General features: G+C 70.6%; 22 protein-coding genes. 17 read left to right on the top strand and 5 right to left on the bottom strand.

What is annotated here, in order from left to right:
* Positions 1-75: 75 nt before the first annotated feature.
* From ACFV04_RS30950 to rodA, 8 genes are all read left to right on the top strand, one after another.
* Complete coding sequence (locus tag ACFV04_RS30950) at positions 76-1,467, top strand: bifunctional folylpolyglutamate synthase/dihydrofolate synthase (protein WP_380346016.1); 1,392 nt, start codon at positions 76-78, stop codon at positions 1,465-1,467.
* 2 nt (positions 1,468-1,469) lie between these two features.
* Positions 1,470-1,823 carry a DUF4233 domain-containing protein gene (locus ACFV04_RS30945; RefSeq protein ID WP_360248574.1) on the top strand — a complete coding sequence of 118 codons (354 nt, stop codon included), beginning with the start codon at positions 1,470-1,472 and terminating at the stop codon, positions 1,821-1,823.
* Between the two features lie 156 nt (positions 1,824-1,979).
* Positions 1,980-2,393, top strand: coding sequence for a nucleoside-diphosphate kinase (gene ndk / locus ACFV04_RS30940; RefSeq protein ID WP_360248577.1), 414 nt, complete (start codon positions 1,980-1,982; stop codon positions 2,391-2,393).
* 323 nt (positions 2,394-2,716) lie between these two features.
* Positions 2,717-3,742, top strand: a complete 1,026-nt coding sequence (locus tag ACFV04_RS30935) for a rod shape-determining protein (protein WP_030256393.1) — start codon at positions 2,717-2,719, stop codon at positions 3,740-3,742.
* A 94-nt stretch (positions 3,743-3,836) separates the two neighbouring features.
* Positions 3,837-4,757, top strand: coding sequence for a rod shape-determining protein MreC (gene mreC / locus ACFV04_RS30930; protein WP_360248580.1), 921 nt, complete (start codon positions 3,837-3,839; stop codon positions 4,755-4,757).
* A gap of 3 nt (positions 4,758-4,760) precedes the next feature.
* Entirely contained in the window at positions 4,761-5,399 is a 639-nt protein-coding gene (gene mreD, locus ACFV04_RS30925; RefSeq protein ID WP_380346023.1) for a rod shape-determining protein MreD, read from the top strand.
* A 51-nt stretch (positions 5,400-5,450) separates the two neighbouring features.
* Positions 5,451-7,754 (top strand): penicillin-binding protein 2, encoded by a 2,304-nt coding sequence (mrdA, locus tag ACFV04_RS30920; protein ID WP_380346025.1) that lies wholly within the window; start codon positions 5,451-5,453, stop codon positions 7,752-7,754.
* Positions 7,751-8,950, top strand: a complete 1,200-nt coding sequence (gene rodA, locus ACFV04_RS30915) for a rod shape-determining protein RodA (protein ID WP_380346026.1) — start codon at positions 7,751-7,753, stop codon at positions 8,948-8,950. Before mrdA ends, rodA begins: the two co-directional genes overlap by 4 nt.
* 96 nt (positions 8,951-9,046) lie before the next feature.
* Here rodA and ACFV04_RS30910 read toward each other — a convergent pair whose 3' ends face one another.
* Positions 9,047-10,348 carry a M14 family zinc carboxypeptidase gene (locus tag ACFV04_RS30910; RefSeq protein ID WP_380533999.1) on the bottom strand — a complete coding sequence of 434 codons (1,302 nt, stop codon included), beginning with the start codon at positions 10,346-10,348 and terminating at the stop codon, positions 9,047-9,049.
* A gap of 537 nt (positions 10,349-10,885) precedes the next feature.
* Between ACFV04_RS30910 and ACFV04_RS30905 the strand changes: the two genes are divergently transcribed.
* Positions 10,886-12,829, top strand: a complete 1,944-nt coding sequence (locus ACFV04_RS30905) for a TIGR03960 family B12-binding radical SAM protein (protein WP_380533998.1) — start codon at positions 10,886-10,888, stop codon at positions 12,827-12,829.
* Positions 12,830-13,142: 313 nt separating this feature from the next.
* Here ACFV04_RS30905 and ACFV04_RS30900 read toward each other — a convergent pair whose 3' ends face one another.
* A complete protein-coding gene (locus tag ACFV04_RS30900) occupies positions 13,143-13,856 on the bottom strand; it encodes a creatininase family protein (RefSeq protein ID WP_380533997.1) in 714 nt (237 codons plus the stop codon).
* Positions 13,857-13,873: 17 nt separating this feature from the next.
* Positions 13,874-15,157, bottom strand: coding sequence for a tetratricopeptide repeat protein (locus ACFV04_RS30895; RefSeq protein WP_380533996.1), 1,284 nt, complete (start codon positions 15,155-15,157; stop codon positions 13,874-13,876).
* 169 nt (positions 15,158-15,326) lie between these two features.
* Between ACFV04_RS30895 and ACFV04_RS30890 the strand changes: the two genes are divergently transcribed.
* The 3 genes from ACFV04_RS30890 to ACFV04_RS30880 all read left to right on the top strand — a co-directional run bounded on the left by ACFV04_RS30890 (position 15,327) and on the right by ACFV04_RS30880 (position 17,010).
* Positions 15,327-15,791 (top strand): ATP-binding protein, encoded by a 465-nt coding sequence (locus ACFV04_RS30890; protein ID WP_380533995.1) that lies wholly within the window; start codon positions 15,327-15,329, stop codon positions 15,789-15,791.
* Between the two features lie 148 nt (positions 15,792-15,939).
* The gene (locus tag ACFV04_RS30885) at positions 15,940-16,269 is read left to right on the top strand and encodes a hypothetical protein (RefSeq protein WP_380533994.1); all 330 of its coding nucleotides are present in this window, start codon (positions 15,940-15,942) and stop codon (positions 16,267-16,269) included.
* A 447-nt stretch (positions 16,270-16,716) separates the two neighbouring features.
* Positions 16,717-17,010, top strand: a complete 294-nt coding sequence (locus ACFV04_RS30880; protein WP_380533993.1) for a hypothetical protein — start codon at positions 16,717-16,719, stop codon at positions 17,008-17,010.
* Positions 17,011-17,462: 452 nt separating this feature from the next.
* Here ACFV04_RS30880 and ACFV04_RS30875 read toward each other — a convergent pair whose 3' ends face one another.
* Positions 17,463-18,251: a GntR family transcriptional regulator gene (locus ACFV04_RS30875; protein WP_380533991.1), complete on the bottom strand. Its 789-nt coding sequence runs from the start codon at positions 18,249-18,251 to the stop codon at positions 17,463-17,465.
* Between the two features lie 251 nt (positions 18,252-18,502).
* On the opposite strand from ACFV04_RS30875, the gene ACFV04_RS30870 reads away from it, so the two are divergent.
* From ACFV04_RS30870 to ACFV04_RS30850, 5 genes are all read left to right on the top strand, one after another.
* Positions 18,503-18,856, top strand: coding sequence for a hypothetical protein (locus ACFV04_RS30870; RefSeq protein WP_380533989.1), 354 nt, complete (start codon positions 18,503-18,505; stop codon positions 18,854-18,856).
* The gene (locus ACFV04_RS30865) at positions 18,856-19,062 is read left to right on the top strand and encodes a hypothetical protein (RefSeq protein ID WP_380533987.1); all 207 of its coding nucleotides are present in this window, start codon (positions 18,856-18,858) and stop codon (positions 19,060-19,062) included. Before ACFV04_RS30870 ends, ACFV04_RS30865 begins: the two co-directional genes overlap by 1 nt.
* Positions 19,062-20,363, top strand: coding sequence for an FtsK/SpoIIIE domain-containing protein (locus ACFV04_RS30860; RefSeq protein WP_380533985.1), 1,302 nt, complete (start codon positions 19,062-19,064; stop codon positions 20,361-20,363). The genes ACFV04_RS30865 and ACFV04_RS30860 overlap by 1 nt, the downstream gene beginning before the upstream one ends.
* Positions 20,363-20,557 (top strand): hypothetical protein, encoded by a 195-nt coding sequence (locus tag ACFV04_RS30855; protein WP_380533983.1) that lies wholly within the window; start codon positions 20,363-20,365, stop codon positions 20,555-20,557. The genes ACFV04_RS30860 and ACFV04_RS30855 overlap by 1 nt, the downstream gene beginning before the upstream one ends.
* A gap of 161 nt (positions 20,558-20,718) precedes the next feature.
* Positions 20,719-22,173, top strand: coding sequence for a replication initiator (locus ACFV04_RS30850; protein WP_380533981.1), 1,455 nt, complete (start codon positions 20,719-20,721; stop codon positions 22,171-22,173).
* Between the two features lie 231 nt (positions 22,174-22,404).
* Here ACFV04_RS30850 and ACFV04_RS30845 read toward each other — a convergent pair whose 3' ends face one another.
* Positions 22,405-24,018: a recombinase family protein gene (locus tag ACFV04_RS30845; RefSeq protein WP_380533979.1), complete on the bottom strand. Its 1,614-nt coding sequence runs from the start codon at positions 24,016-24,018 to the stop codon at positions 22,405-22,407.
* Positions 24,019-24,223 lie beyond the last annotated feature (205 nt).

The following is a 24,223-nucleotide window of genomic DNA, read 5'->3' as shown; positions in this document are numbered from 1 at the left end:
TCGGACAAAGTGGCCGTTCTCACCCCGCCCCTCACCCTGTGAGGACGCCCCGCCACCGCTCCGTAGACTGTGGTCGTGAGCGACAAGGCCGACCCGAACCCGTACACCATCCGCCCCGCCGACGGCGGCACCGGCGACGCCCTGCGCGACGTCGAGGCCGAACTCTCCAAGCGCTGGCCGGAGAACAAGCTGGAGCCCTCGCTCGACCGGATCGAGGCGCTGATGGACATCCTGGGCCAGCCCCAGCGGTCCTTCCCCTCCATCCACATCACCGGCACCAACGGCAAGACCTCCACCGCCCGGATGATCGAGCAGCTGCTCAACAGCTTCGAGCTGCGCACCGGCCGCTACACCAGCCCGCACGTCGAATCCGTCACCGAGCGGATCAGCCTGGACGGCGCCCCGATCGCCCCCGAGCGCTTCGTCGAGGTCTACCGCGACATCGAGCCCTACGTGCAGATGGTCGACTCGGCGCAGCCGGTGCCGATGTCCTTCTTCGAGGTGCTGACCGGCATGGCCTACGCCGCCTTCGCCGACGCCCCGGTCGACGTCGCCGTCGTCGAGGTCGGCATGGGCGGCTCCTGGGACGCCACCAACGTCATCGACGCCGCCGTCGCCGTGATCACCCCGATCGGCCTCGACCACACCGACAAGCTCGGCGGGACCACCGGCGAGATCGCCGTCGAGAAGTCCGGGATCATCAAGCCCGACGCCGTCGCCGTCGTCGCCCAGCAGCAGCTGGACGCCGCCCAGGTCATCCTGCGCCGCGCCGTCGAGGTGGACGCCACGGTCGCCCGCGAGGGCATGGAGTTCGGCGTGATCCGCCGCGAACTCGCCGTCGGCGGCCAGCTGGTGACGCTGCGCGGACTCGGCGGCGAGGAGTACGAGGACGTCTTCATCCCGCTGCACGGCGAGTACCAGGCGCACAACGCGGCGCTCGCCCTGGCCGCGGTCGAGGCCTTCTTCGGCGTCGGCGGCGCCCGCGGCGGGCAGCTCGACGTCGACAAGATCCGCCAGGCCTTCTCCGGCGTCTCCTCGCCCGGCCGCCTGGAGGTCGTCCGCCGCAGCCCCACGATCGTCCTGGACGCCGCACACAACCCGCACGGCGCCCGCGCCACCGTCGCGGCCCTCACCGAGTCCTTCGGCTTCACCCGGCTCGTCGGCGTGATCGGCACCTCCGGCGACAAGGACGTGGCCGGCGTGCTGGAGGCCTTCGAGCCGATCCTGGCCGAGGTCGTCATCACCCAGAACTCCACCCACCGCGCGATGGACGTCGACGAACTCGCCGCCCTCGCCGTCGAGGTCTTCGGCGAGGACCGCGTCCAGGTCGAGCCCCGCCTCGACGACGCCATCGCCGCCGCCGTCACCCTCGCCGAGGAGGAGGGCGACCTCGGTGGCGCCGGGGTGCTGGTCACCGGTTCGGTCATCACGGTGGGCGAGGCCCGCCTGCTGCTCGGGAGGAAGTGAACATGAGGACGCTCTGTTCCTCGACGCTGATCGGCGAAGCGCTGCTGATCATGTTCGCGGCACTGGTCGCGATGCGGCTCTCGGACGTCTCCGGCGGGGAGATCTGGACGGTCAGCGGCATCGCGATGGCGCTGTGCATCGCGCTCTGCGGCATGATCGACCGCCCCGGCGCGGTGCAGATCGGCTGGGCGCTGCAGATCGGCCTGATCGCCAGCGGCTTCGTCCTGCCGACCATGTTCGGCCTCGGCGTGGTCTTCGCCGGCCTGTGGTGGTGCTCGGTGCACTACGGCCGCAAGGTGGACGCCTTCAAGGCGGCCCGCGCGGCCGCCACCGAGGCGGCCGCCGTCCGGGCCTAGGGCCCCGCCCCCGTGCCCCCGCGGGCGGGCGCGCGGGGGCAGGACCGGGGGTCCGGACCGGCCGACCGACACGCCGTGTACGCAAGGTAACCTCTGCCGTGTCGGCCCACCCGTCGACCCGACTGCCTGCCGAACCGAATCCCCAGGAGACGCACCGTGTCCCAGCGCACTCTCGTCCTGCTCAAGCCCGACGCCGTCCGCCGCGGCCTGGCGGGCGAGATCATCAGCCGCATCGAGCGCAAGGCCGGCTGGCGCTTCGCCGCGATCGAGCTGCGCACCTTCGACCGGGCGACGCTGGAGCAGCACTACGCGGAGCACGTCGGCCGCCCGTTCTACGAGCCGCTGCTGGAGTTCATGACCTCCGGCCCCTCGCTCGCGCTGATCGTCGAGGGCGAGGAGGTCGTGAAGGGCATCCGCATGCTGGCCGGGGCCACCAACCCGCTGGAGGCCGGCGCCGGCACCATCCGCGGCGACTACGCGACGATCACCCGCGAGAACCTCATCCACGCCTCCGACTCCCCGGAGTCCGCCGAGCGCGAGATCAAGATCTTCTTCCCGGCGCACGCCTGAGCCGGCCGGGCGACACGCCCGGAGGACCTCGGGACTGCCCCGGTCGGGACCATTGGCCCGGCCGGGGCATTCTTATCGTGAAATAGGGAACTGGGCATCCCGACACGGCGTCCCAATCCGGGGAGAAGCGATCACGCTCCGGACAATGGACGGTATGCCCCGCGTCGACGTCCGTACCGTGCAGCGTGACTACGATGGACGCGACTCAAGGGCCCGGTAAGGCAGCTCAGCTGGTCTCCGCCCAAGCGTGGGCGCACGCAGTCGTCCACCCCCCCCCATGAACTCCGAGCCCGGGAAGGCACCTACACCCCATGGCGAGCAACCTGTCGTTCATCGGCCGCGACTTGGCGATCGACCTCGGAACTGCCAACACGCTGGTGTACGTCAGGGGCAAGGGCATCGTCCTGAACGAGCCGTCGGTCGTCGCGGTGAACACCAACACCGGCGGCATCCTCGCCGTCGGCGCCGAGGCCAAGAAGATGATCGGCCGCACCCCGGGCAACATCGTCGCCATCCGCCCGCTCAAGGACGGCGTGATCGCCGACTTCGAGATCACCGAGCGCATGCTGCGGTACTTCATCCTCAAGATCCACCGCCGCCGCTACCTCGCCCGCCCGCGCGTCGTCGTCTGCGTGCCCTCCGGCATCACCGGCGTCGAGCGCCGCGCCGTCATCGAGGCCTCCTCGCAGGCCGGCGCCCGCCAGGTGCACATCATCGAGGAGCCGATGGCCGCCGCCATCGGCGCCGGCCTGCCCGTCCACGAGGCCACCGGCAACATGGTCGTCGACATCGGCGGCGGCACCACCGAGGTCGCCGTCATCTCCCTCGGCGGCATCGTCACTGCCCAGTCCATCCGGGTCGCCGGCGACGAACTGGACAACGCGATCGTCCAGCACATCAAGAAGGAGTACTCCCTCCTCCTCGGCGAGCGCAGCGCCGAGCAGATCAAGATGAGCATCGGCAGCGCCTTCGGCCTGGAGGGCGAGAAGGACGAGCACGCCGAGATCCGCGGCCGCGACCTCGTCAGCGGCCTGCCCAAGACCGTCGTCATCTCCGCCGCCGAGGTCCGCGAGGCCATCGACGAGCCGGTCAACTCGATCATCGACGCCGTCAAGACCACCCTCGACCAGTGCCCGCCCGAGCTGGCCGGCGACGTCATGGACCGCGGCATCGTGCTCACCGGCGGTGGCGCCCTGCTGCGCGGCCTCGACGAGCGGCTGCGCCGCGAGACCGGCATGCCGATCCACATCGCCGAGAACCCGCTCGACTCCGTCGCGCTCGGCTCCGGCAAGTGCGTCGAGGAGTTCGAGGCCCTCCAGCAGGTACTCGACGCCCAGCCGCGCCGTTAGCACCACAGCACACATCCGACACGACTGAACGGGCCGCCGCCCGGGCCCCACGGCCCGGGGCGGCCGCCAGGTACGAAGGGGCAGTACCACCACCGTGAGGGACACACGAGAGAGCCGGCTGCTGCTCATCCTGCTGGTGGCCGTCGCCTTCGCGCTGATCACCGTGGACATCAAGGGCGGTGAGGACTCCCCGCTCGGCCCCGCCCGGCACGCGGCTGCCGGGGTCCTCGGGCCCGTCGAACGCGGTGCCGCCACCGTCGTCGACCCGGTCGCCGACACCGTCCGGGCCTTCCGGGACGCCGCCACCAACAGCGGCCGCACCGACCAGCTCGCCCGCGAGAACACCGAACTGCGGCAGAAGCTCGCCTCCTCCGACATGGCCGCCGGGCGCACCAAGCAGCTGGACGACCTGCTGCGCACCGCCGGCGCCGGCGGCTACACCGTCAAGGCCGCCCAGGTCATCGCGATCGGCCCGGCCCAGGGCTTCTCCTGGACCATCACCGTCGACGCCGGCAGCGACGACGGCCTCACCCGCGACATGACCGTGATCAACGGTCAGGGCCTGGTCGGCCGGGTCACCACCGTCGCCCCGACCACCGCCACCGTGCTGCTCGCCTCCGACCCCGGCTTCTCGGCCGGCACCCGCCTGGAGGGCACCGGCGAGATCGGCTTCGCCTCCGGTGGCGGCGACAGCCCGATGAAGGTCTCCCTGCTCAACGGCAAGGCCCAGGTCAAGGCCGGCGACCGGCTGGTCACCTTCGGCTCGCAGAGCGGCCGCCCGTTCGTGCCCGGAGTCCCGGTCGGCAAGGTCACCGAGGTCCAGGCCAATGCCGGCCAGCTGACCAAGACCGTCCTGGTCGAGCCCTTCGTCCAGTTCACCCGGCTGGACCTGGTCGGCGTGGTGGTCGTGCCGCCGCGCGCCGACCCGCGGGACGCCGTCCTGCCGCCCGCCCCGGGCCAGGCCCCGGCCGGCGCGCCCGCCGCCCCGCCCGCCAAGCCCACTGGGGGGAACTGAGCCATGCGCCTCGCCCGCATCCCCGTCTCCGCCTGCCTGATCCTGCTCGGCCTGATCCTCCAGGTCAGCGTCTTCGGCCGGCTCCAGCTCCCGGGAGCCACCCCGGACATACTGCTGCTCGTCGTGGTCGGCCTGGCCATGGTCTACGGGCCCACCGGCGGCTGCCTGGTCGGCTTCGCGGCCGGCCTGCTCGCCGACCTCGCGCCGCCCTCCGACCACGCGATCGGCCGCTACGCGCTGGTGCTCTGCCTGATGGGCTACGCCGCCGGCCTGCTGCGGCCCGACCACGGCCGCCAGCGCTCGGTCGTCGGCTCGCTGCTGGTGGTGGGCGTCGCCGCGGTCGCCTCCACCCTGCTGTACGCGCTGGTCGGCGCGCTGGTCGGCGACACCGCAGCCCGGCACGTCGGCCTCGGTGGCCTGGTGATCAGCGCCCTGCTGTACGACCTGCTGCTGGCACCGTTCGTGGTGCCGCTGGTGATGCTCCTCGGCCGTCGCTTCGGGCGCGACCCGGTGGCCGCCGCCGACGACGACCAGGGCGGCCCGGGCATGGGCTCGCTGGCCCGCTACCGCACCACCCGCGAGGTCTCCTCCGGCCCGTCGTACCGGAAACGGCGCGTGCCCGGCTTCGCCCGCCGCCCGTAACCGGACCGGCCCCGACCTCCCGACTTCCCCGCACCCTGGAGCGCACGAGACGTGAGCAACATCCCCGAGACCGGCCGCACCCGGCGGGTGACGATCCGTCTGGTGGTGCTGCAGATCCTGGTGCTGTCGCTGCTCGCCACCCTCGGCGGTCGGCTGTGGTACCTGCAGATCCGCAACGCCAAGGAGTACACCGCCAAGGCGACCGGCAACCACATCCGCGAAGTGGTCGAACCGGCCGTCCGCGGCGAGATCCTGGACGCCTCCGGACGGGTGCTGGCCGGCAACGAGACCCGGCTGGTGGTCTCGGTCAGCCGCACCTCGCTGCTGCAGCAGAAGGACGGCGGCAAGGCGGTGCTGGCCCGGCTGGCCGACGTGCTCGGGATGCCCGCCAAGGACGTGCAGGAGAAGGTCCGGCTCTGCGACGCCAAGACGCCGCAGCCCTGCTGGAACGGCTCGCCCTACCAGCCGATCCCGGTCACCAAGGAGGCGACCACCCAGCAGGCGATGCAGATGATGGAACGCCGCGAGGACTTCCCCGGGGTCACCGCGCAGCCCACCGCCGTACGCCGCTACACCGGCGTCGAGGGCGCCAACATGGCCCAGGTGCTCGGCTACCTCTCGCCGGTCACCGACGAGGAGGTCAGCAAGACCGCCGCCAAGAGCGGCCTGGACCGCTACCTGCCGGCCGACCAGATCGGCCGGGCCGGCCTGGAGTCGGTGTACGACCGCGACCTGCGCGGCACCGCCGGCATCACCCAGCTGGAAGTGGACAACCTCGGCCGGGTGATCGGCACCGCCGGCGCCGTCGCCCCGCAGACCGGCGACAACCTGGTCACCAGCATCGACGCCCGGGTGCAGAAGGTGGTCGAGGACAACCTCGCGCAGGCCATCGCCGACGCCCGGAACACCTTCGACAAGGTCACCAACCGCAACTACGAGGCCGACTCCGGCGCCGCCGTGGTGATGGACGTGCACACCGGGCGGATCATCGCGATGGCGAGCGCCCCCACCTACGACCCGAACCTCTGGGTCGGCGGCATCACCGGCAAGGACTACCAGTCGCTGACCAGCAAGGACTCCAACTTCCCGCTGCTGAACCGCGCCATACAGGGTCAGTCCGCCCCCGGCTCGACCTTCAAGGTCATCTCCACCACCGCCGCCGTGCAGGCCGGCTACTCGCTGGACGGCACCTACCCGTGCCCGAAGAGCATGACCATCGGCGGGCGCGAGTTCAAGAACTTCGAGAGCGAGAGCTTCGGCTCCATCTCGCTGGAGAAGGCGCTGGAGGTCTCCTGCGACACCGTCTTCTACGGCCTGGCGAACGACCAGTGGGTGAAGGACGGCGGCATCAAGCCGAAGAAGGACGCGGCCGACTGGTTCTTCAAGACCGCCCACGAGTTCGGCCTCGGCGCCAAGACCGGCATCGACCTGCCGTCCGAGGTCACCGGCCGGGTGCCCGACCGGCAGTGGAAGCAGTCCTTCTACGACAACAACAAGGACGCCTGGTGCGCCCAGGCGAAGAAGGGCGGCAACAGCTTCTCCGACCAGATCGCCAAGGAGAACTGCGTCGACGGCTACCAGATGCGCGCCGGTGACGCCGTCAACTTCGCGATCGGCCAGGGCGACACCCTCGTCACCCCGGTCCAGATGGCCCGGATCTACTCGGCGCTGGCCAACGGCGGCACCTTCTACCGGCCGACCATCGCCAAGGCGGTGATAAGCCCGGGCGGGGACCTCGTCCGCGAGATCGCCCCGCAGGCGGACGCCCAGTTCCCCGGTGACCAGAAGCTGCTGAGCTACATCAACCAGGCCACCGAGGGCGTCGTCAAGAGCGGTACCGCCGCCTGGAAGTTCACGCAGGCCGGCTGGCCGCAGGACAAGATCGCGCTGCACGCCAAGACCGGCACCGCCGAGGTCGAGGGCAAGCAGACCACCTCCTGGCTGGCCACGTACAGCAAGGACTACGCGATCATCATGACGATCAGCCAGGGCGGCACCGGCTCCGGCGGCTCGGGTGACTCCGTCCGCCGGATCTACCAGGCGCTGTACGGCGTGGACGACAAGGGCAACGTCGACACCACCAAGGCGCTGCTGCCCGCCCCGCAGGCCGAGCTGCCGAAGTTCAACCCGGACGGCACCGCGATCATCAAGCCGGCCGCGTACTCCGTCGACCAGACGCCGGGCGCGGCCCAGGCGCCCGCGCTGGTCCCGGTGCTCCAGGACGCGGCGCAGGCGGACCCGGCGCCGGCGACGGCCTTCCTCGACCGGACACCTCCGACCGACCGCCCGGCGTCGTACACCGCGGCCGACGCCGCGCTCGAACCCGGCCGCAGCCCGGGAAGGGGACGGGCATGACCTCCTACGGCTCCTACCGGCAACTGCGGCTGGCCCCGCAGCGCGGCGGGGTCTCCAAGGCCCTCGCCAAGGACTCCCCGCTCTGGCGGCTGGACTGGATACTGCTGCTGGCCGCGCTGGCCCTCTCGGCCGGCAGCTCGCTGCTGGTCTGGTCGGCCACCCGGGGGCGCGACTCGCTCACCCACGGGGACCCGCAGTACTTCCTGTACCGGCACCTGACCAACTTCGTGGTCGGGCTGGTGCTGTGCTCCGTGGTGATAGCGATAGGGAGTCGTCGCTTCCGCACGATCGTGCCGTTCCTGTACGTCGGCGTGATCCTGCTGCTGCTGGCGACACTCAGCCCGCTGGGATCCACCATCAACGGCGCGCACTCGTGGATCCAGCTCGGCGGCGGCTTCTCGATCCAGCCCGCCGAGTTCGCGAAGCTCGCGATCGTGCTGGCGATGGCGGTCGTGCTGTCCGACCAGGTGGACGCGGGGGAGCGGGAGTTCCCCTCGCACCGGGCCGTGTTCCGCGGTCTCGTCTGGGCCGGCCTGCCGATGTGCATAGTGCTGCTGATGCCGGACGCCGGCTCGGTGATGGTGATGGCCGCGATCGTGCTCGGCATCCTGCTCGGCTCGGGCGCGGCGAACCGCTGGGTCCTCGGGCTGCTGGTGACGGGCGCCGCCGGATGCGTGGCGATCTGGAAGTTCGGGCTGCTGAGCAAGTACCAGATCGACCGCTTCGCCGCCTTCGCCAACCCGCAGCTGGACCCGAACGGCGTCGGCTACAACACCGCGCAGGCCCGGATCGCGATCGGGTCGGGCGGGCTCACCGGCAAGGGACTGTTCCACGGGACCCAGACCACCGGGCAGTTCGTGCCGGAGCAGCAGACCGACTTCGTGTTCACCGTCGCGGGCGAGGAACTCGGCTTCGTCGGGGCGCTGGCGATCATCCTGCTGGTCGGCGTGGTGCTCTGGCGGGCCTGCCGGATCGCGCGTCAGGCGACCGACCTCTACGGCACGATCGTGTCGGCCGGGATCATCGCCTGGCTGGCCTTCCAGGCCTTCGAGAACATAGGGATGTGCCTGGGCATCATGCCGGTCGCCGGCATCCCGCTGCCGTTCGTCTCGTACGGAGGGTCCTCGATGTTCGCGAACTGGATGGCGATCGGGCTGCTCCAGGCGGTGCGGAGCCAGCGGCCGATAGCGGCCTGAGCGGGTGTGCGCAGGGGCCGGTCCGGGGAAACCCGGGCCGGCCCCTGCGCGTGCCCGACCCGGCGCCCCTTCCCCCGGCGCCCGGCCGGCGGTGCGTCAGCGCGGCTGGAGCAGGCAGTCGGCGGCGGTGAGCACGGCACGGGACTGGTGGGCCAGCTGCTCCTGCACCGGCACCCAACGGGCACCGAACCGGTGCCGCAGCCGGTCCAGACTGTCCGCGACGACGGCACGGGCGCGCTCGCGGGCGGCCTCCGCACCCGGGCCGCGGGCGTCCGCCAGCAGCCGCAGCAGGATCGACGCCACCCGCAAGGGCAGCCGGGCCGCCACCAGCCCGGCCGTGGTCACCCGCGAGGACGAGAGCGGCCCGGGGCGCCAGCGGTCCAGCCACTCCTCGGCCACCCGCGGGGCCACCGCCAGACTGAACTCGGCGGTGCGCACCATCGGCCCGTACGCCTCGTGGCCGTGCACGGGGACCCGGGCCAGCACGGCGGTCAGCTCCTCTGCGCGCACCGTGAGCTCCCGGGCGGCGGAGGCGAGCGCCCGCGGTCCCGCCGGGTGCGGGCGGGCGTCGCCGACCGCGTCCACGGCCCACATCGGGACCTCCAGGACGGCGCTGACCGCACCGTGCCGGGCCGCGTACGACCAGGTCGACAGCTCGGGCTCGTCCGGCAGCGCCCAGGAAGCCCCGGAACCGCCCGGGACCGGCATCAGATAGGTGCCGGGGGCCGGGCTGGCCCAGCCGATCGCGTCGTAGGAGTCCACGTCCAGGGGGAGGCCGGCCCGCTCGGCGGAGCGGGCGAAACGCTCGGACAGGCCGGGAACCGGACCGGTGAGCTGGACGAAGGACCCGCCGAAGTCCACCCCGTGCAGCGAGCACTGCAGGAACGGGCGCAACTCGTCGATCAGGCCCGTCAGTGCCACGCTCTCCGGCATCGGCGGACGGCCGGAGCCGGGGGCGGGCAGCAGCTCGGGCTGCTCCTCGAACGCGGGGCGGAAGAAGTGCTCGTAGTGGCGGCTCATGGTGAGCGGGCCGTCCAGCCAGCCGGCGTTGAGCGCGGCGCCGTCCGGGTCGAGGCAGAGCAGCAGGTGCCAGGAGAGGCCGGGACGGGCGGGGCGGTCCAGCAGCAGCTCGGCCAGCCGCACCGCCCCGGCCGTGCCGATCGGCTCGTTGGGGTGCGGGCCGCCGACCACGAGCGCGGTGCGCGGGCCGCGGTCGACGGACAGCAGCAGCAGCGGGCGTCCGGCCCGGGAACGGCCCACCTCGCGCAGCCGGCAGCGGTCCGGGTGGCGCAGGGCGAGCCGCCGGGCGGCGCACTCGGCCTGGGCCGGCGTGGGGTAGCGGGCGGGCCGGGAGTCGAGGGGCCGGAGGGGGCGGATCCGCCGACCGGTGTCGGTCATGGTTCTCCTTGCGCCGGTCGTACGGCTCGTACGGCCGCCGGGGCGCGGGCACGCGGGTGCGCCGCCGGGCACGGAGTGCGGGCGGGGGACGGGGCACCGCGGGCCGGGGACGGCGGCCGGGCGGACACGGGACGGGCCTGGTGAGGGTGGACTGGGCCGTGCGTGAGGGGCGGGAGGGCATCGCCGGGGGAACTCCGACGAGGCCGTGCGTGAGGGGTGGGAGAGGGCATCGCCGGGGAACTCCGACGAGGGCCGAGCGTACGACCCAACTCCCTTGTCCGGAAGGGGCACAGGGGTTCTTGGCGGAGCCCTGTCAGTAGCGCACGGGCCGTTCGGGCGTGTCAACGGCGGACGGCGCCGGGCGGCGGGCGCGCACTGCGCGTGCCGGGGCGGGCGCCCGACGGGCGGGTCGCGCCGGAGCGCGGAGGGCCCGCGCTCCGGGGCAGACGGCCCCATCCCCGGATTGGGCTACCCTTGAGGGTCACCCCTCCCGTGCCGACTCGCGGCACCGAATCACGTCGTAAGGGTTCCTAGTACATGACTGTCGAATCGGTCTTCCCACGCCTGGAGGCCCTCCTCCCGCACGTCCAGAAGCCGATCCAGTACGTCGGCGGCGAGCTCAACTCGACCGTCAAGGACTGGGACGCCTGCGACGTCCGCTGGGCACTGATGTACCCCGACGCCTACGAGGTCGGCCTGCCCAACCAGGGCGTCATGATCCTCTACGAGGTGCTGAACGAGCGCGAGAGCGTGCTCGCCGAGCGCACCTACAGCGTCTGGCCGGACCTGGAAGCGCTGATGCGCGAGCACGGCGTCCCCCAGTTCACCGTCGACGCCCACCGCCCGGTGAAGGCCTTCGACGTGTTCGGCCTGTCGTTCTCCACCGAGCTCGGCTACACCAACATGCTGACCGCGCTCGACCTGGCCGGCATCCCGCTGGAGGCCAAGGACCGCACCGACGAGGACCCGATCGTCCTCGCCGGCGGTCACGCGGCCTTCAACCCGGAGCCGATCGCCGACTTCCTCGACTGCGCCGTGGTCGGCGACGGCGAGCAGGCCGTGCTCGACATCACCGAGGTCGTCCGCGCCTGGAAGGCCGAGGGCCGCCCGGGCGGGCGCGACGAGGTGCTGCTGCGCCTGGCCCGCACCGGCGGGGTCTACGTCCCCAAGTTCTACGACGTGGAGTACCTGGCCGACGGCCGGATCGGCCGCGTCGTCCCGAACGCCCCGGGCGTGCCGTGGCGGGTGTCCAAGCACACCGTGATGGACCTGGACGAGTGGCCGTACCCCAAGCAGCCGCTGGTCCCGCTCGCCGAGACGGTGCACGAGCGGATGTCCGTGGAGATCTTCCGCGGCTGCACCCGCGGCTGCCGCTTCTGCCAGGCCGGCATGATCACGCGCCCCGTGCGGGAGCGAAGCATCACCGGCATCGGCGAGATGGTCGAGCGCGGGTTGAAGGCCACCGGCTTCGAGGAGGTCGGCCTGCTGTCGCTGTCCAGCGCCGACCACACCGAGATCGGCGACATCGCCAAGGGCCTCGCGGACCGCTACACCGAGGACAAGATCGGCCTGTCGCTGCCGTCCACCCGCGTCGACGCCTTCAACATCGACCTCGCCAACGAGCTGTCCCGCAACGGGCGCCGCTCGGGCCTCACCTTCGCCCCTGAGGGCGGCAGCGAGCGCATGCGCAAGGTGATCAACAAGATGGTGTCGGAGGAGGACCTGATCCGTACCGTCGCCACCGCCTACGGCAACGGCTGGCGCCAGGTGAAGCTGTACTTCATGTGCGGCCTGCCGACCGAGACCGACGAGGACGTGCTCCAGATCGGCGAGATGGCGAAGAACGTCATCCAGAAGGGCCGCGAGGTCACCGGCCAGAACGACATCCGCTGCACCGTCTCCATCGGCGGGTTCGTGCCCAAGCCGCACACCCCGTTCCAGTGGGCCCCGCAGCTGTCCGCCGAAGCCACCGACGCCCGCCTGGCCAAGCTGCGCGACTCGATCCGCGGCGACCGCAAGTACGGCAAGAACATCGGCTACCGCTACCACGACGGCAAGCCGGGCATCATCGAGGGCCTGCTCTCCCGCGGCGACCGCCGCATCGGCGCGGTCATCCGCGCGGTCTACGAGGACGGCGGCCGCTTCGACGGCTGGCGCGAGTACTTCTCGTACGACCGCTGGATCGCCTGTGCCGACAAGGGCCTGGCCGGCACCGGCGTCGACGTCGACTGGTACACCACCCGCGAGCGCACCTACGAGGAGGTGCTGCCCTGGGACCACCTGGACAGCGGCCTCGACAAGGACTGGCTCTGGGAGGACTGGCAGGACGCGCTGGAGGAGGTCGAGGTCGACGACTGCCGCTGGACGCCGTGCTTCGACTGCGGGGTGTGTCCCCAGATGGGGACATGGGTACAAACAGGCCCGACGGGCAAGAAGATGCTTCCGCTGACGGTCGTCAACGGCTCTGACCAGCAGAAGTAGCCGACAGCATGGGTGACACGGTTAGCGGGCTGTGTGACTTAATTCACAGCCTCCCCGAAGGTGAGCGGGAGCTCGTCCTGGGCGCGCTCGGCCTGGCGCGCGCCCAGGACGGCCCCGTCCCCACCCCCGGGGAGGCTCGGCAAGGCGGCCAGAGGACCCCTCTGCCCGCCGCCCGCAGTGCCCCGGGTATCGAGTCCTCGATCGAGTGGGTCTGACCCCTTGAGGCGACACATGGAGCCCTCCCCGATTCTCTCGGGGAGGGCTCTTGTGCTCGGTGGGGTGCTGCCCGCCTTCGGGCGATGGCCGGCGGCTGTCAGCTACCCCCTATGAGTGACAGATGTGCGGCGGCCGACTTGGACAGGCTCTCAAGGATGGCTTTGCCCTTCTCGGCCGTACCGAGCGATGGGCGGCCGATGATGCCGTTCCGGGTGTAGCCGGCCATGCCCAGCGTGAGGAGGTGGGGGCGCTCCGGGGCGTCGTGGTCGTCCTGCTCAATGCCTTCGCGGATGAGATGGGGGGCGCCGTGGAGGAGAAGTGACACCTCCAACTCGCCGCCGTGCATGTCCTCGGCGCCGGTGCTCTCCAGCCCAGCGGTCTCGCGGGCCTGGTGCCAGTCCTCGCGGACGGGGAACAGAGCGACGCGCGGACCCCCGGTGTTGGCCTCCTGGACCACGTTGGAGAGGACGTAGTTCCCGCCGTGCCCGTTCACGATCAGCAGACCGGGGACGCCGGACGCCTGGAGTGACTTCCATGTGTCGTTGATCACGGCGTAGAGGGTGGCGGCGCTGATGCTGACGGTGCCTGGCATGTGGGCGTGCTCGTGGGAGCAGGACAGCGTGATGGGCGGCAGTAGGAACAAGTCGTAGTCGGCGGCGATCCGCTGGGCGATCAGGCTGGCGACCACGGTGTCCGTGGTCAGCGGCAGGTGATCGCCGTGTTGCTCGAAGCTTCCGACCGGCAGTACGGCGATCTTCGCGCCGCGCTGGCGTTCGTCTGCGGAAGTGGCGGCCGTGATCAGTGCGTCCATGGGCTCAGCCTCTCTCATCAGGCCGTCAGCGGTCGAGAGTGTTCCTTACTGCTCATCAGCGTCAAACGGCCTGTGAACGTGGCTACTTCGGGTACGGCGCTCCACCTCTGAAGGGCCTTGCCCGCTGCGGACAGCTCGGACATTGCACGCGCGGACTCGGTGTCGATGGCGATCGACAAGGCTCGGTCGGCTGCGGCGGCGGCCTGCTCCGGCTCGCCGGAGACCGCGTACGCGCGCGCCAGACGTGAGAGGTACACCCCTTGGTCGTTGCGGTAGAGAGGCGGCAGGACCCGAAGTTCCGCCTCGAACATGTCCACGGCCGTGTGCGGGTCGCCGAGTTCGATCAGGCAGTTCGCGCGTTGCATCTCGATGTACGTTGGCGTGCAGTACGCCAGATCGAGCGCATCGTCGTCATGCGAGTCGTCTGGTGCGGCAGCGAGCTCGTGGGCCTCATCGAACTTGGACTGGGCGAAGCGCGGGTTGCCCGTGAGAGCGTGGCCCTGGGCCTCCTGCTGAGCGGCCAGGGCACGGATGCGCTGCGTGGCGCCAGCCGACCGCTGGGCAGCGCGGGCAAGACTGACGGCTTTCTGAGCGTTGCGTTGGGCGGTGGCCTGGTTGCTCTTCCGGAAGAGAACGTAGGCGGCCATGACGTCGTCCCCGGACTCCTGCGCCCACTCCATGGCACGGTCCGACCAGTACAAGGCCCGGTCGAAGTCCCCGAGATCCTGGTTCAGCCAGCCCAGGAACTCCGCTGTGCGGGCGCCGATGGTGAGGAGTTGATCGCGGGTGCGACCCCCGGCGTTCTGCTGAAGGCGGTCAAGTAGCTGGAGGTGCCGGGTCACTGAGTCGAGAGCGTGGCGGGAGCCGAGTAGATTCGCGGCCTTGTAGTGGCCGGGCATAGCGCTGCGGAGGTGGCTGACGAAGAACTCATGGTCGATCGGCGAGTTGAGACCCGGTCGGCTCTTGGACGGCTCCGGGACCCGGGAGCGGGACCGTGGCGGAGGTGCTTCCTGTTCCCAGGGCCGAGAGGCCAGCCCGAGCATGTGCCCCGGGATGTGAAGGCCGTCGGCGATTCGCTCGATGAGGTCGATCTTCTCGATCTTGGGCTTGCCCGCCATGACCTCGCCGACTCGGCTCGGCGTCATGTCGCAGGCTCGTGCGATGAGCGACGGGTAGATCCCGGCCAGCTTGAGCAGCCTGAACACTGCGGCGAAGTCTCGCCTTCGGCATGCGGTGATCATCTCCGGGTTGGAGAGCAGATCCGGCGGGAGCCGGTCCGGAACGCGCGCCTCGGTCACCACTGCCCCCGCTGTTGATCAGTCGCTGCCGCAAGGAAGTTGATTACCTGTGAGTTTACCCACAGTGGGTAATCAGCTTGGGTACGTCCGCCGCATTCCCCCTCGGCAGTCTGGTGTCCAGGGCCGGAGCGTCCAGTTCCCGGCCCCCATTGGGCATCGGGAGGTGGTGCACGTGATCAGCTCGGGAGAACTCCAGGACGACGCGGAGGCCCACAAGTCGGTTGCCGGGATATCCGCGTTCGAGGCGACGCTTTCGCGCCATCGTCTGTCGGTCCACGCGGCGCGCGTGCTGCTGCGGGACTTTCTCATCGGCGTCCCGGAGCGGGGCGCACTCGTAGCCGGCGGTCTGGTCGTGCTCTCGGAGCTGGTGACCAACGCCGTGGTGCACGCCCGTGTGCCCAAGGGGCGGCGCATCGCGGTGCGGTTCGAGTTGGTCAGTGGTCATCTGCGGATCGAGGTGCATGACGCGAGCGGTGAGCGGCCGGTGATCCGGCGGTCCGCCGGTCCGGACGACGACTCGGGCCGTGGGTTGTGCCTGGTGGAGGCCTTGTCTGTGGAGTGGGGCTGGATGCCCCGGCCGGAAGGTATCGGGAAGATCGTTTGGGCTTTGGTGGGCCCGGAAGGTGGTGCTCGATGAGGTGCGGGAGGGTGCCCGGGGTGGAGGCGTCGCGGTGTTTCTACTGCGGTGCGGGGCTGCGGAAGGCGTTGGTGCGGTACATCGTGGTGAACGGTCGGAAGGTCGGTGTCCACGCGCAGCACCCGCGCCGTGCGGGGGAGGTGCCGGCATGACGGTCCTTCCTGTGACCGACACCATGCGCACGGCCCCGTTGGCTGCGCCGTACCCGTTCCCGGTCGTGGTGGAGGTCCGGGGGGTCACGGGGCCCGCGCAGTTCTCCAAGCTGTCAGACGCGTTGGCGGCGCTGCTCGGCTCGCTGCGGGCGCTGCCGCTGGATGCGGGGCAGCGGGAGTACTTCGACGAGCTGTTCGGGCCGGAGGCGGTGCAGTCGATCGGGCATCGGCTCGTGATGTACGGAGAGGTGCGGGCGCTGGCGTTCGTGGACCTGGTCCCGAACATGGTGCTGCTGCACCCGGCCGACCCCCAGGCGCCCCGGTGATCCGGCGGCTGCGGGTCTGGAGGGACCGCGCCTTGACCTGGTGGTTCCTGGACGGTCAGTTTTCGTGGCCGGTGCGGGCCCTTTCTCCGGGGCGGCGTGCCGTGCACCGCGACGTGGCGCAGTGGTGTGCCGAGCCGGGGTACCTCGACAGCTCTCGGGCGGACCTGATGCGGAGGATCTGGCGGGAGAGGACCGGAGTTGATGACCCGCTGGCGGGGCTGACCGAGGCGGAGTTGTTCCGTCGGATCTTCGGCTGTGACCACGAAGGGAGCGCGCGGTAGGCCTGACTTGATCAGGGACAACTGAAGACGTGCCGGACCACCCCGCGACCTTGGCGGGACAGGGGTGGTCCGGTGGGTCGGAACCCGGTGCCGATGGTATCGGGATCTTCGGCATGTCTGTGCACGGATGGCCGGTTCGGTTATAGATCAAGGGAGTTGAAGCACTGTGGACGGGGATGACGGCTTCTGTGCGGAGTCGGCGGCGGACTTCGACCCTGACGCGTGGGTGTGGCTGCCGGGTGTGGACTACGCGGCGGGGTGGCGGGTGGCGCGCCGGGAAGCGGACGAGTTGAACGCGCTGCTCGCGGCATGCGGGGTGAAACGCGCGCAGCTGCGGGCGGTCGCCGATACCGATGCCCTCGGTGGCCCGGTGGTCCGGCTGGTGGGTGTCGCGGAGGGCTGGCTGAGCCTGGAGGAACTGCTGTGCCTGGCCTCGTACGTCCGCCGCGAGCTGGCCTGACCGGATCCCGGTGGGCGGGGTCGGTGCACGCGTGGCCGGTTGGGGGAGGCTTTGGGCGGTGTCCTTGCCGGGTTGGGGTCGGGCATGGTCGGGGGGCCGTAAGCTGCTGCGAACTCGGTCAGGGCTTTTGGGCCTGACCGCAATTGGGCCGAGTGGCCCCCCGTCCTTGCCCGACGCGGGCCCCGACGCGGCAAGGTGCCTAAAGCCTCCCTCGGCCGGCCACCCCAGCCACCCGGCGGCAGCGAACGGCCTGGGCGCCTTCGCCTTCAACCGGCCCTGCATCCGTGGGCGGCCAGCCGCCCGGCCCGGAACGGCCGCAAGGCCGCATGCCCGGCCGGGGCGGCTGGGGCCGCCCGGCGGCGCGGATGCGCCGCCGCTTGAGTAAGTGAAGGCAAGTTGCGACAGCCCCCGCGCCCTGCCCGGACGTGGGGGCTGATCGGCATGGGCGGCGGCTAGCGGGCTGCCTTGGCCGCTCGGGTGGCGCGCTTGGGCTTGGTGGCCTCGATGTTGTAGGCGAGCGCGGTGGTTTCGGCCCCTAGCTTGGTCTCTTCGAGGATCAGGGGAAGACCGGCGGCCTGGTCGTAGGTGACGCGGTGGATGACCAGCAGGACGGCGGCCTCGGACAGGCACAGGGCCTGCCGCTCGTCGGGCTGGGGGATGCGCGCGCTGACCCGCTCGCGCCAGGCAAGGTTGTGACCGGCGGCGGCAAGCGCGGCGTAGGCCTCGGTCGGTGTCACGCCCGGCTCGTTGGCAAGCGACGTCCCGGTGATGTGCTCCATGGGGAGCAGGAGGCGGTGGAGGGCTCGGCCGTCGCCCGCCGGGTCGGTGATCAGGCGGTCACAGCCGAAAATCGCTTCGCCCTCGTCCATGCCCAGAAGTGGCGCCGTGATCGCGTCCGTGCGGGTGCGGTAGACGGTCGGCTCCTCGCCCTGCGCGAACCACGCGTCAGCGGGCGTCTCGTACTGGCTGCCTTGGAGGGTGACCGTGCGCTCCATGGCTCCGGCCGGGCCGTGGACCGTGGCGCGGACGAACGTGCCCCGCCCCTGCTTCACGTCCAACAAGCCTTCGCTGCGCAGGGAGGCGACCGCGAGCCTGACGGTCGGCCGGGACACGCCGTACTTCTCGGCGAGATCGGTCTCCGTTGGCAGTTGGGTTCCGGGGGGCCATTCGCCAGCGGCGATGGACTGTCGCATCGCCGTCGCCACCTGCTTGTGCAGTGCCTCGTTCCGGATGATCGCCATGGTGTTGACCCCTTGGTGCGGGCGCCGGGGTGGCCCGCTTCGCGTGTCGTCGTGTCGTTTTCGAGGGTTCGTGTGTGGTCGTTTGCCCTGGTCGGGCGCCATCTCTATGTCTGTCGTCAGTCGCTAGGCGTTAAACGTAAGCATGAATCGCTTGCGCCGGGGCGTCAAGGTGGCGCATCATCGAGGCGCCAAAGGTAAGTACGTTTGACGACATACGTCAGGCGGCCTTGGCGACCTAGGAGCGTGCGCTCATGCAGTCCATTCCCGTCGACATGACCCGCCTGGGCACGATGACCTGCATCGTCGCCCCCGAAGCGCGGATCGCGAACCGCGAGACCGGAGAGATCAGGAAGAACCGGGACGGCCAGACCATGTACACGGTCGGCGTCGCGGTCCGCCAGGACGGCCGGCGGGCCTCGATCATCGAGATCAGCGTCCCCGGCGAACCGGTCGGCGTGGTCGAGGGCGTGCGGGTGCACGTCACCGGCCTGACCGCCTTCTCCTGGGCGATGGGGGACCGGCACGGCCTGTCCTTCCGTGCCGACACCATCACCCCCGTCCCCGCCCCGGCCCCGGCGGGCTCGCGCAAGGGCGGCGACGCCTGATGAGCGGCGCGACCCGCGTGCGCCTGCGCTGCCTGCTGCGCGAACTCGGGGACCTCGCCGAAGAGGTCGACCCGTTCGCCCACGACGACAGTGGCGCCCAGCTCTTCGACCACATCGCCACGCTCGCGACCAAGGCCGCCGGCCAGGCCCGCGACCTGGAGACCGAAGCGCACAACACCGCGATGGAGAACGGGGGCCGACCGTGATGCTGGCCCAGCTCATCTGGGTGACGCTGCTCGCCCTGGTGCTGATCGTGCTCAGCACCGGCCCCGGGCTGCGGCGCAACTACCCCTACATCTGGTGGTGCCTGATCGGCTACCCGGTGGCCGTCGTCCGCGTCCGCCTCACGTGGCGGCGCCTGACGACGAACCTCGGCCTCGCGGTGGCCAAGCGTCCCGGCCGGGCCCTGCTCGGGGACATGGTGGTACGCGGTGACCCGCTGCGGCCGGTCCCGCCCCGGCTGGGCATGCCGAAGCTGCGGCGCGGCGGCCTGGACGTGGCGGTACGGCTCCACCCCGGGCAGGTTCCGGACCACTTCCTGTCCGCCGCCGAAGCGCTCACCCACGCCTGGCGGGTCCACGCGGTCCGCCTGTTCTCCGACGAGCGCGGGTTCGTCACCCTGTCCGCGCTCGCCTGGGACCCGCTCCGGGCACCCGTCGTCCCCTACCAGCTGAAACAGCGCGTCCTGCGAGCGGTGGTCGGGCTGCTGGAGGACGGCCGGGCCTGGGTGATCGACTTCCGGAGGGCGCCGCACTGGCTGATCGTCGGCGCGACCCGCTCCGGCAAGTCCACCCTGATCGCTGCCCTGGTGAAGGAACTCGCCCCGCAACGCGTCGCCCTGTTCGGCATCGACCTCAAGGGCGGCATGGAACTCTCCCTCTTCGAGGACCGGTTGTCGGCCCTGGCCTCGACGCGGGCGGAGGCGGCGCGGCTCCTGGCCGAACTGGTCGCGGAGACCGAAGCGCGGATGCAACTGTGCCGCTCGGCCGGGGTCCGGTCGATCTGGGACCTGCCGGCCAAGCTCCGCAAGACGCCAATCGTCCTGATCGTCGACGAAGTGGCGGAGCTGTACCTGATGGCCACCAGGGAGGACAAGGCGGAAGTCGGGGAGATCTCCACCAACCTCCTGCGGCTCGCCCAGCTCGGCGCGGCCCTCGGCGTCCACCTGGTCATCGCCGGACAGCGCGTCGGCTCCGACCTCGGCCCCGGCGTCACCGCCCTGCGCGCTCAGCTGGCCGGCCGCATCTGCCACCGGGTGAGCGACCCCGGGACGGCGGAGATGGCACTCGGCGACCTCAACAAGGACGCCCTTGCCGCCGCCCAGCGCATCACCCTCGCCGAACAGGGCGTCGCCATCACCGCCGACACCGACGGCCAGTGGATCCGGGCCCGCTCGATCCACGTCACCCCCGACCAGGCCCGCCGAACCGCCCATAAGTACGCCCGGCTGGCGCCGACCTGGCCCGGCCTCCACACGTCCGAGCCGGACGAAGGGGTCTACCTCTGATGGGCACCGCCCTCATCCTGACCGCCGTGATGGCCCTCGTCACCTACCTCCTGATCCGCTCCGGCGAACTCAAGGTCTGGAACGTCCTCCTCGTCGGCGTCCTCGGCATCTTCCTCGACCGCATCGGCTGGGCCGACCCCGTCGTATACGCCGTGATGTGGCTCGTTCAAGGCCTCACCCACACCGCCACCTGAAAGCGCGTGATCACCGTGCCAACCCACCCAACCCCCACCGGCGGCCGCTCCATCCCCACCCGCCGGACCCCCTCCACCCGCCCCAACGCCACCCCCGGCCGAGCCACCACACCCAAGGCCCGGCCGGGGCCCGGCGAACCCTGGCCCTGGAGACACCCGCCATGACCCACCCGAACCCGTACACCGACCCCGCCGCACGCCGCGCCCTCCTCGACCGGGAGGCGCGGCTGCGCCAACTGCCGCTCGTTGACCGGGATTTGGTCCGCCTCGGCGAGATGCCGGACCTGAACCGCTGGCTGGACCAGATCCGCGCCACCGGCGGCTGCGCCGAACCGGTCTACCTCACCGGGCACACCACCACCCTGGAGGCCGCTACCGGTGAGGTCCTGCGCCACTACACGACCGCCACCGAACCCGGCGGCCGGCTCGCCGTCCGCTGCCGCAACCGCCGCGCCACCCGCTGTCCGTCCTGCTCCCGGGAGCACAGCGGTGACACCTTCCACCTCGTCCGCTCCGGCCTCATCGGCGGCAAGGGAATCCCCGAAACGGTCAGGACGCACCCGCGCCTGTTCGTCACCCTGACCGCCCCCTCCTTCGGCTCGGTCCACCGCGTGGGCGACTGCCACCCGGCCCGACGCCGACGCTGCGAACACGGCGGGCGCCACGGCTGCGGCCGAACCCATGCGGACACGGACCCGCTCATCGGACAACCGCTCTGCCCCGACTGCTACGACTACCCGGGCCACGTCCTGTGGAACGCTTCGGCCCCGGCGCTGTGGAAGGCCTTCCGGGACAACCTCTACCACCACGTCGCCTCAGGGGCGGGCGTCGGCCGGTCGGAGGTGCGCGCCCTGGTCCGGGTCTCTGCCACCAAGGTTGCCGAGTACCAGAAGCGCGGCGCCGTCCACTTCCACGCCGTCATCCGCTTCGACGGCCCCGACGGGCCCACCTCCCCGCCCCCTGCTTGGGCAACTCCGCATCTCCTCTTGGACAGCGTCCACTCGGCTGCCGCTGCGGTGGCGCTGCCCTGTCCCGACACGGCGGCCTACGGCGGCGGGCGGCTCATCTTCGGCACCCAGCTCGACGCCCACCCGATCGCCAACGGGGACGGCGGACGGCTCACGGACGACGCGGTCGCCGCGTACGTCGCCAAGTACACGAGCAAGAGCGCCGAGACCGCCGGCGCCGTCGACCGCCGCATCACATCCCTGGCGGAGATACGAGCGCTGCGCGTCAACCCGCACGTCCGGGCGCTCATCGCCACCGCCTGGCGCCTCGGCGGCCTGCCCGAACTCCAACACCTGCGTCTGCGCACCTGGGCCCACATGCTCGGCTACCGGGGCCACTGCCTCACCAAGACCCACGCCTACTCCACCACCTACGGCCGACTCCGCGCCGACCGCGCCGAACACGCCCGCACCCTGGCTGGCGTCCGAGACCTGTACACCGACTGGGACACGGACACCACAACCGAAACCGCCTGGCGCTTCGCCGGGACCGGCCACACCCCCGCCGAAGCGCTCATCGCCGCCGGCATCGCCGAAGACATTGCCACCAACCGTGAGATGGCCCGCGAAGATGCGAGATGCTGCACCGAGCGCGGGGAGGCCTCGTGACCGCTCTCCCTTTAGTGCTGGGTACGGCCGGTTCGTCGGTAAGCCCTGTCGAGTTGGTAGAGGCCTCGACACAGGCGCGAGCGTTGGTCATCGAGAGTGAGATCGTCATCGTGGACGACGAGGGCAATGAGGAGCCGTACGACCCCGCCAGGCACTGACGAAGACAGCCCCCCGGCCTCTAATGTCGGGGGGCTGTCTCATGTGGGGACCGCCGTCGGCCGACTGATTGCGTCAGAGCTTGGGTGCGAAGTGGTCTTCCTTGATGATCAGGCGGTCCCGGTAGTCCTTGGGGATCATGAGCTTCAGCTTCACCTCGGGCGCGCGCTGGCCCTTGATCTTGGTGCGGGTGACCTCGCACCGAACGCCGACCCTCAGGAGGTCGGCCGACATGGCTTCGATGCCGCCCTCCTCCCACTGCTGCCGGAACGTCTTGCCGTTGGCGACATTGACCCACCGGTCTTCTGTGGTCTCGGGGTCGATTTCGCCGAGTTCGGTGATCTGTTTCTCCAGGGTCGTCTCAGCCTGTTCGCGAGTGAATCGCGTCTTCGTATAGCGTCCCCCAGGCTCAAGTTCCTTCATGTAGTAGGCAATTGACTCCTCCAGCCGCGCGACCTGGGCGCGTGCTTCGGCGCCTCGCGCGTACTCCCGAACCTGAACGGGCTCGTCGCCGAGGACGGACAGGACGTCGGACACGACCTTGGCGTAGATCGCTTCGGGGTCTGGGGCGCCATGGCCGCCGCTCTTGCACTTCTGGCACCTCAGGTAGGCGTAGTCGCCGCTCTGGTTGCTGGTCTTCTTGACTGTCATGTTGCTCTTGCAGTCGTCGCAGATCAGAACACCGAGGAACTTCGTAGCGCCACCCGGCTGCCGCGCCGGTTGCTTCTTGCTGCGCTTGTCCAAGTCCGCTTGCAGCTCGTTGAACTCGTCCTCGGTGAAGATGCCCTCTGCAACCCTGATCGGCATGCCGTTCTGGCCCAGGACCTTCTTGGAGCGACGGGCGCGGCCCTCCATCTCCACTTCAACCCGGTACCCCATCAAGCCAGGGTTCCGTAGGCGACTGAGAAGCGTCGAGGTCGTCAAGCCCTCGCCCATGAGCTTCGACCGCTTCATGAGCGTGACCATCCGTGTCGCGGAGACGCCCCGACGGGCCAGACGCTGGCACCAGTGCAGAGCCTTGTAGGCGTCGGCCTCAATGTAGAGGACGACCTTCCCGTTCTCGTCCTCCCCCGTCGCGTAGCCGTAGGTGGGTTTGCCGACGAGCCAGTCACTCTGTGTCTTGGCGTAGTCCCAGAGGCTCGCCACCCGAGTGCTGGTGTTGGTCGCCTCGATCTCCGCAATGCCGCCGATCAGCGTGACCATGATCTTTCCGACGACCGTGGTCAGGTCGATCGAGTCGTGCTTGGAGATCAGGTTCTTCCCGTACTTCAGCGCCCAGTCGATCATGGTGTTCAGGTCGGACAGCCGGCGGATGAAGCGGTCGAGCTTCCAGAACAGGAGCACGTCGAACTCCGGCGCCCGGTCGTTCAGCCATTCGCCCAGCTGTTTCCGCTTCCACGGCGGCACCTTCGTGGCCGAGACGTTCAGGTCGCTGGCGACGCCGACAACGCGGCAGCCCCGGTTCAGTGCCTCCCTGCGAAGGTCGAGCTCCTGACGCACAGGGGAGGTGGTGTCTTCCGTCAGTACGGACAACCGGACCGACAGCAGAGCCCGGGGAGCGTCGTCCGGAAGGGCGGTCTCGGCCCTCTTCAACTCCTCAAGCTGGGCCAGGTCTGCGGCGGTCCATTCAGCTTCTACGGTGTAGGCCTTCTGAGCGGCTGCTGAGGCCGTGCGGCTGCGTTTCCCCATGCCAGAGACGCTACGGGCGGTTTTGCCCTTGTGTCTATATGGCCGCAGATGGACACCCACATCCAGATCGGCCCGACGGGCAAGAAGATGCTGCCGCTGACGGTCGTCAACAAGTAGTCGCCGCGAGTGACGGTTGCCACACCCGCGACCCCCGGCCGGAACCTCCGGCCGGGGGTCGCGGGCATGCGGCTGACCAGGGGCGGTG

Origin of the sequence: Kitasatospora sp. NPDC059599, from assembly GCF_042735125.1 — a bacterium.
GTDB lineage: Bacteria > Actinomycetota > Actinomycetes > Streptomycetales > Streptomycetaceae > Kitasatospora.
The sequence above is the reverse complement of the archived record's forward strand: the minus strand, read 5'-3'. Positions and strand labels throughout refer to the sequence as shown.

What these genes read in the sequence shown, in the direction of transcription:
- ACFV04_RS30945 (WP_360248574.1), top strand. Translation starts at nt 1,470, where the DNA reads ATGAGGACGCTCTGTTCCTCGACGCTGATCGGCGAAGCGCTGCTGATC.
- mreD (WP_380346023.1), top strand. Translation starts at nt 4,761, where the DNA reads ATGCGCCTCGCCCGCATCCCCGTCTCCGCCTGCCTGATCCTGCTCGGC.
- rodA (WP_380346026.1), top strand. Translation starts at nt 7,751, where the DNA reads ATGACCTCCTACGGCTCCTACCGGCAACTGCGGCTGGCCCCGCAGCGC.
- ACFV04_RS30910 (WP_380533999.1), bottom strand. Translation starts at nt 10,348, where the DNA reads ATGACCGACACCGGTCGGCGGATCCGCCCCCTCCGGCCCCTCGACTCC.
- ACFV04_RS30905 (WP_380533998.1), top strand. Translation starts at nt 10,886, where the DNA reads ATGACTGTCGAATCGGTCTTCCCACGCCTGGAGGCCCTCCTCCCGCAC.
- ACFV04_RS30900 (WP_380533997.1), bottom strand. Translation starts at nt 13,856, where the DNA reads ATGGACGCACTGATCACGGCCGCCACTTCCGCAGACGAACGCCAGCGC.
- ACFV04_RS30885 (WP_380533994.1), top strand. Translation starts at nt 15,940, where the DNA reads ATGACGGTCCTTCCTGTGACCGACACCATGCGCACGGCCCCGTTGGCT.
- ACFV04_RS30875 (WP_380533991.1), bottom strand. Translation starts at nt 18,251, where the DNA reads ATGGCGATCATCCGGAACGAGGCACTGCACAAGCAGGTGGCGACGGCG.
- ACFV04_RS30870 (WP_380533989.1), top strand. Translation starts at nt 18,503, where the DNA reads ATGCAGTCCATTCCCGTCGACATGACCCGCCTGGGCACGATGACCTGC.
- ACFV04_RS30865 (WP_380533987.1), top strand. Translation starts at nt 18,856, where the DNA reads ATGAGCGGCGCGACCCGCGTGCGCCTGCGCTGCCTGCTGCGCGAACTC.
- ACFV04_RS30860 (WP_380533985.1), top strand. Translation starts at nt 19,062, where the DNA reads ATGCTGGCCCAGCTCATCTGGGTGACGCTGCTCGCCCTGGTGCTGATC.
- ACFV04_RS30855 (WP_380533983.1), top strand. Translation starts at nt 20,363, where the DNA reads ATGGGCACCGCCCTCATCCTGACCGCCGTGATGGCCCTCGTCACCTAC.
- ACFV04_RS30850 (WP_380533981.1), top strand. Translation starts at nt 20,719, where the DNA reads ATGACCCACCCGAACCCGTACACCGACCCCGCCGCACGCCGCGCCCTC.
- ACFV04_RS30845 (WP_380533979.1), bottom strand. Translation starts at nt 24,018, where the DNA reads ATGGGGAAACGCAGCCGCACGGCCTCAGCAGCCGCTCAGAAGGCCTAC.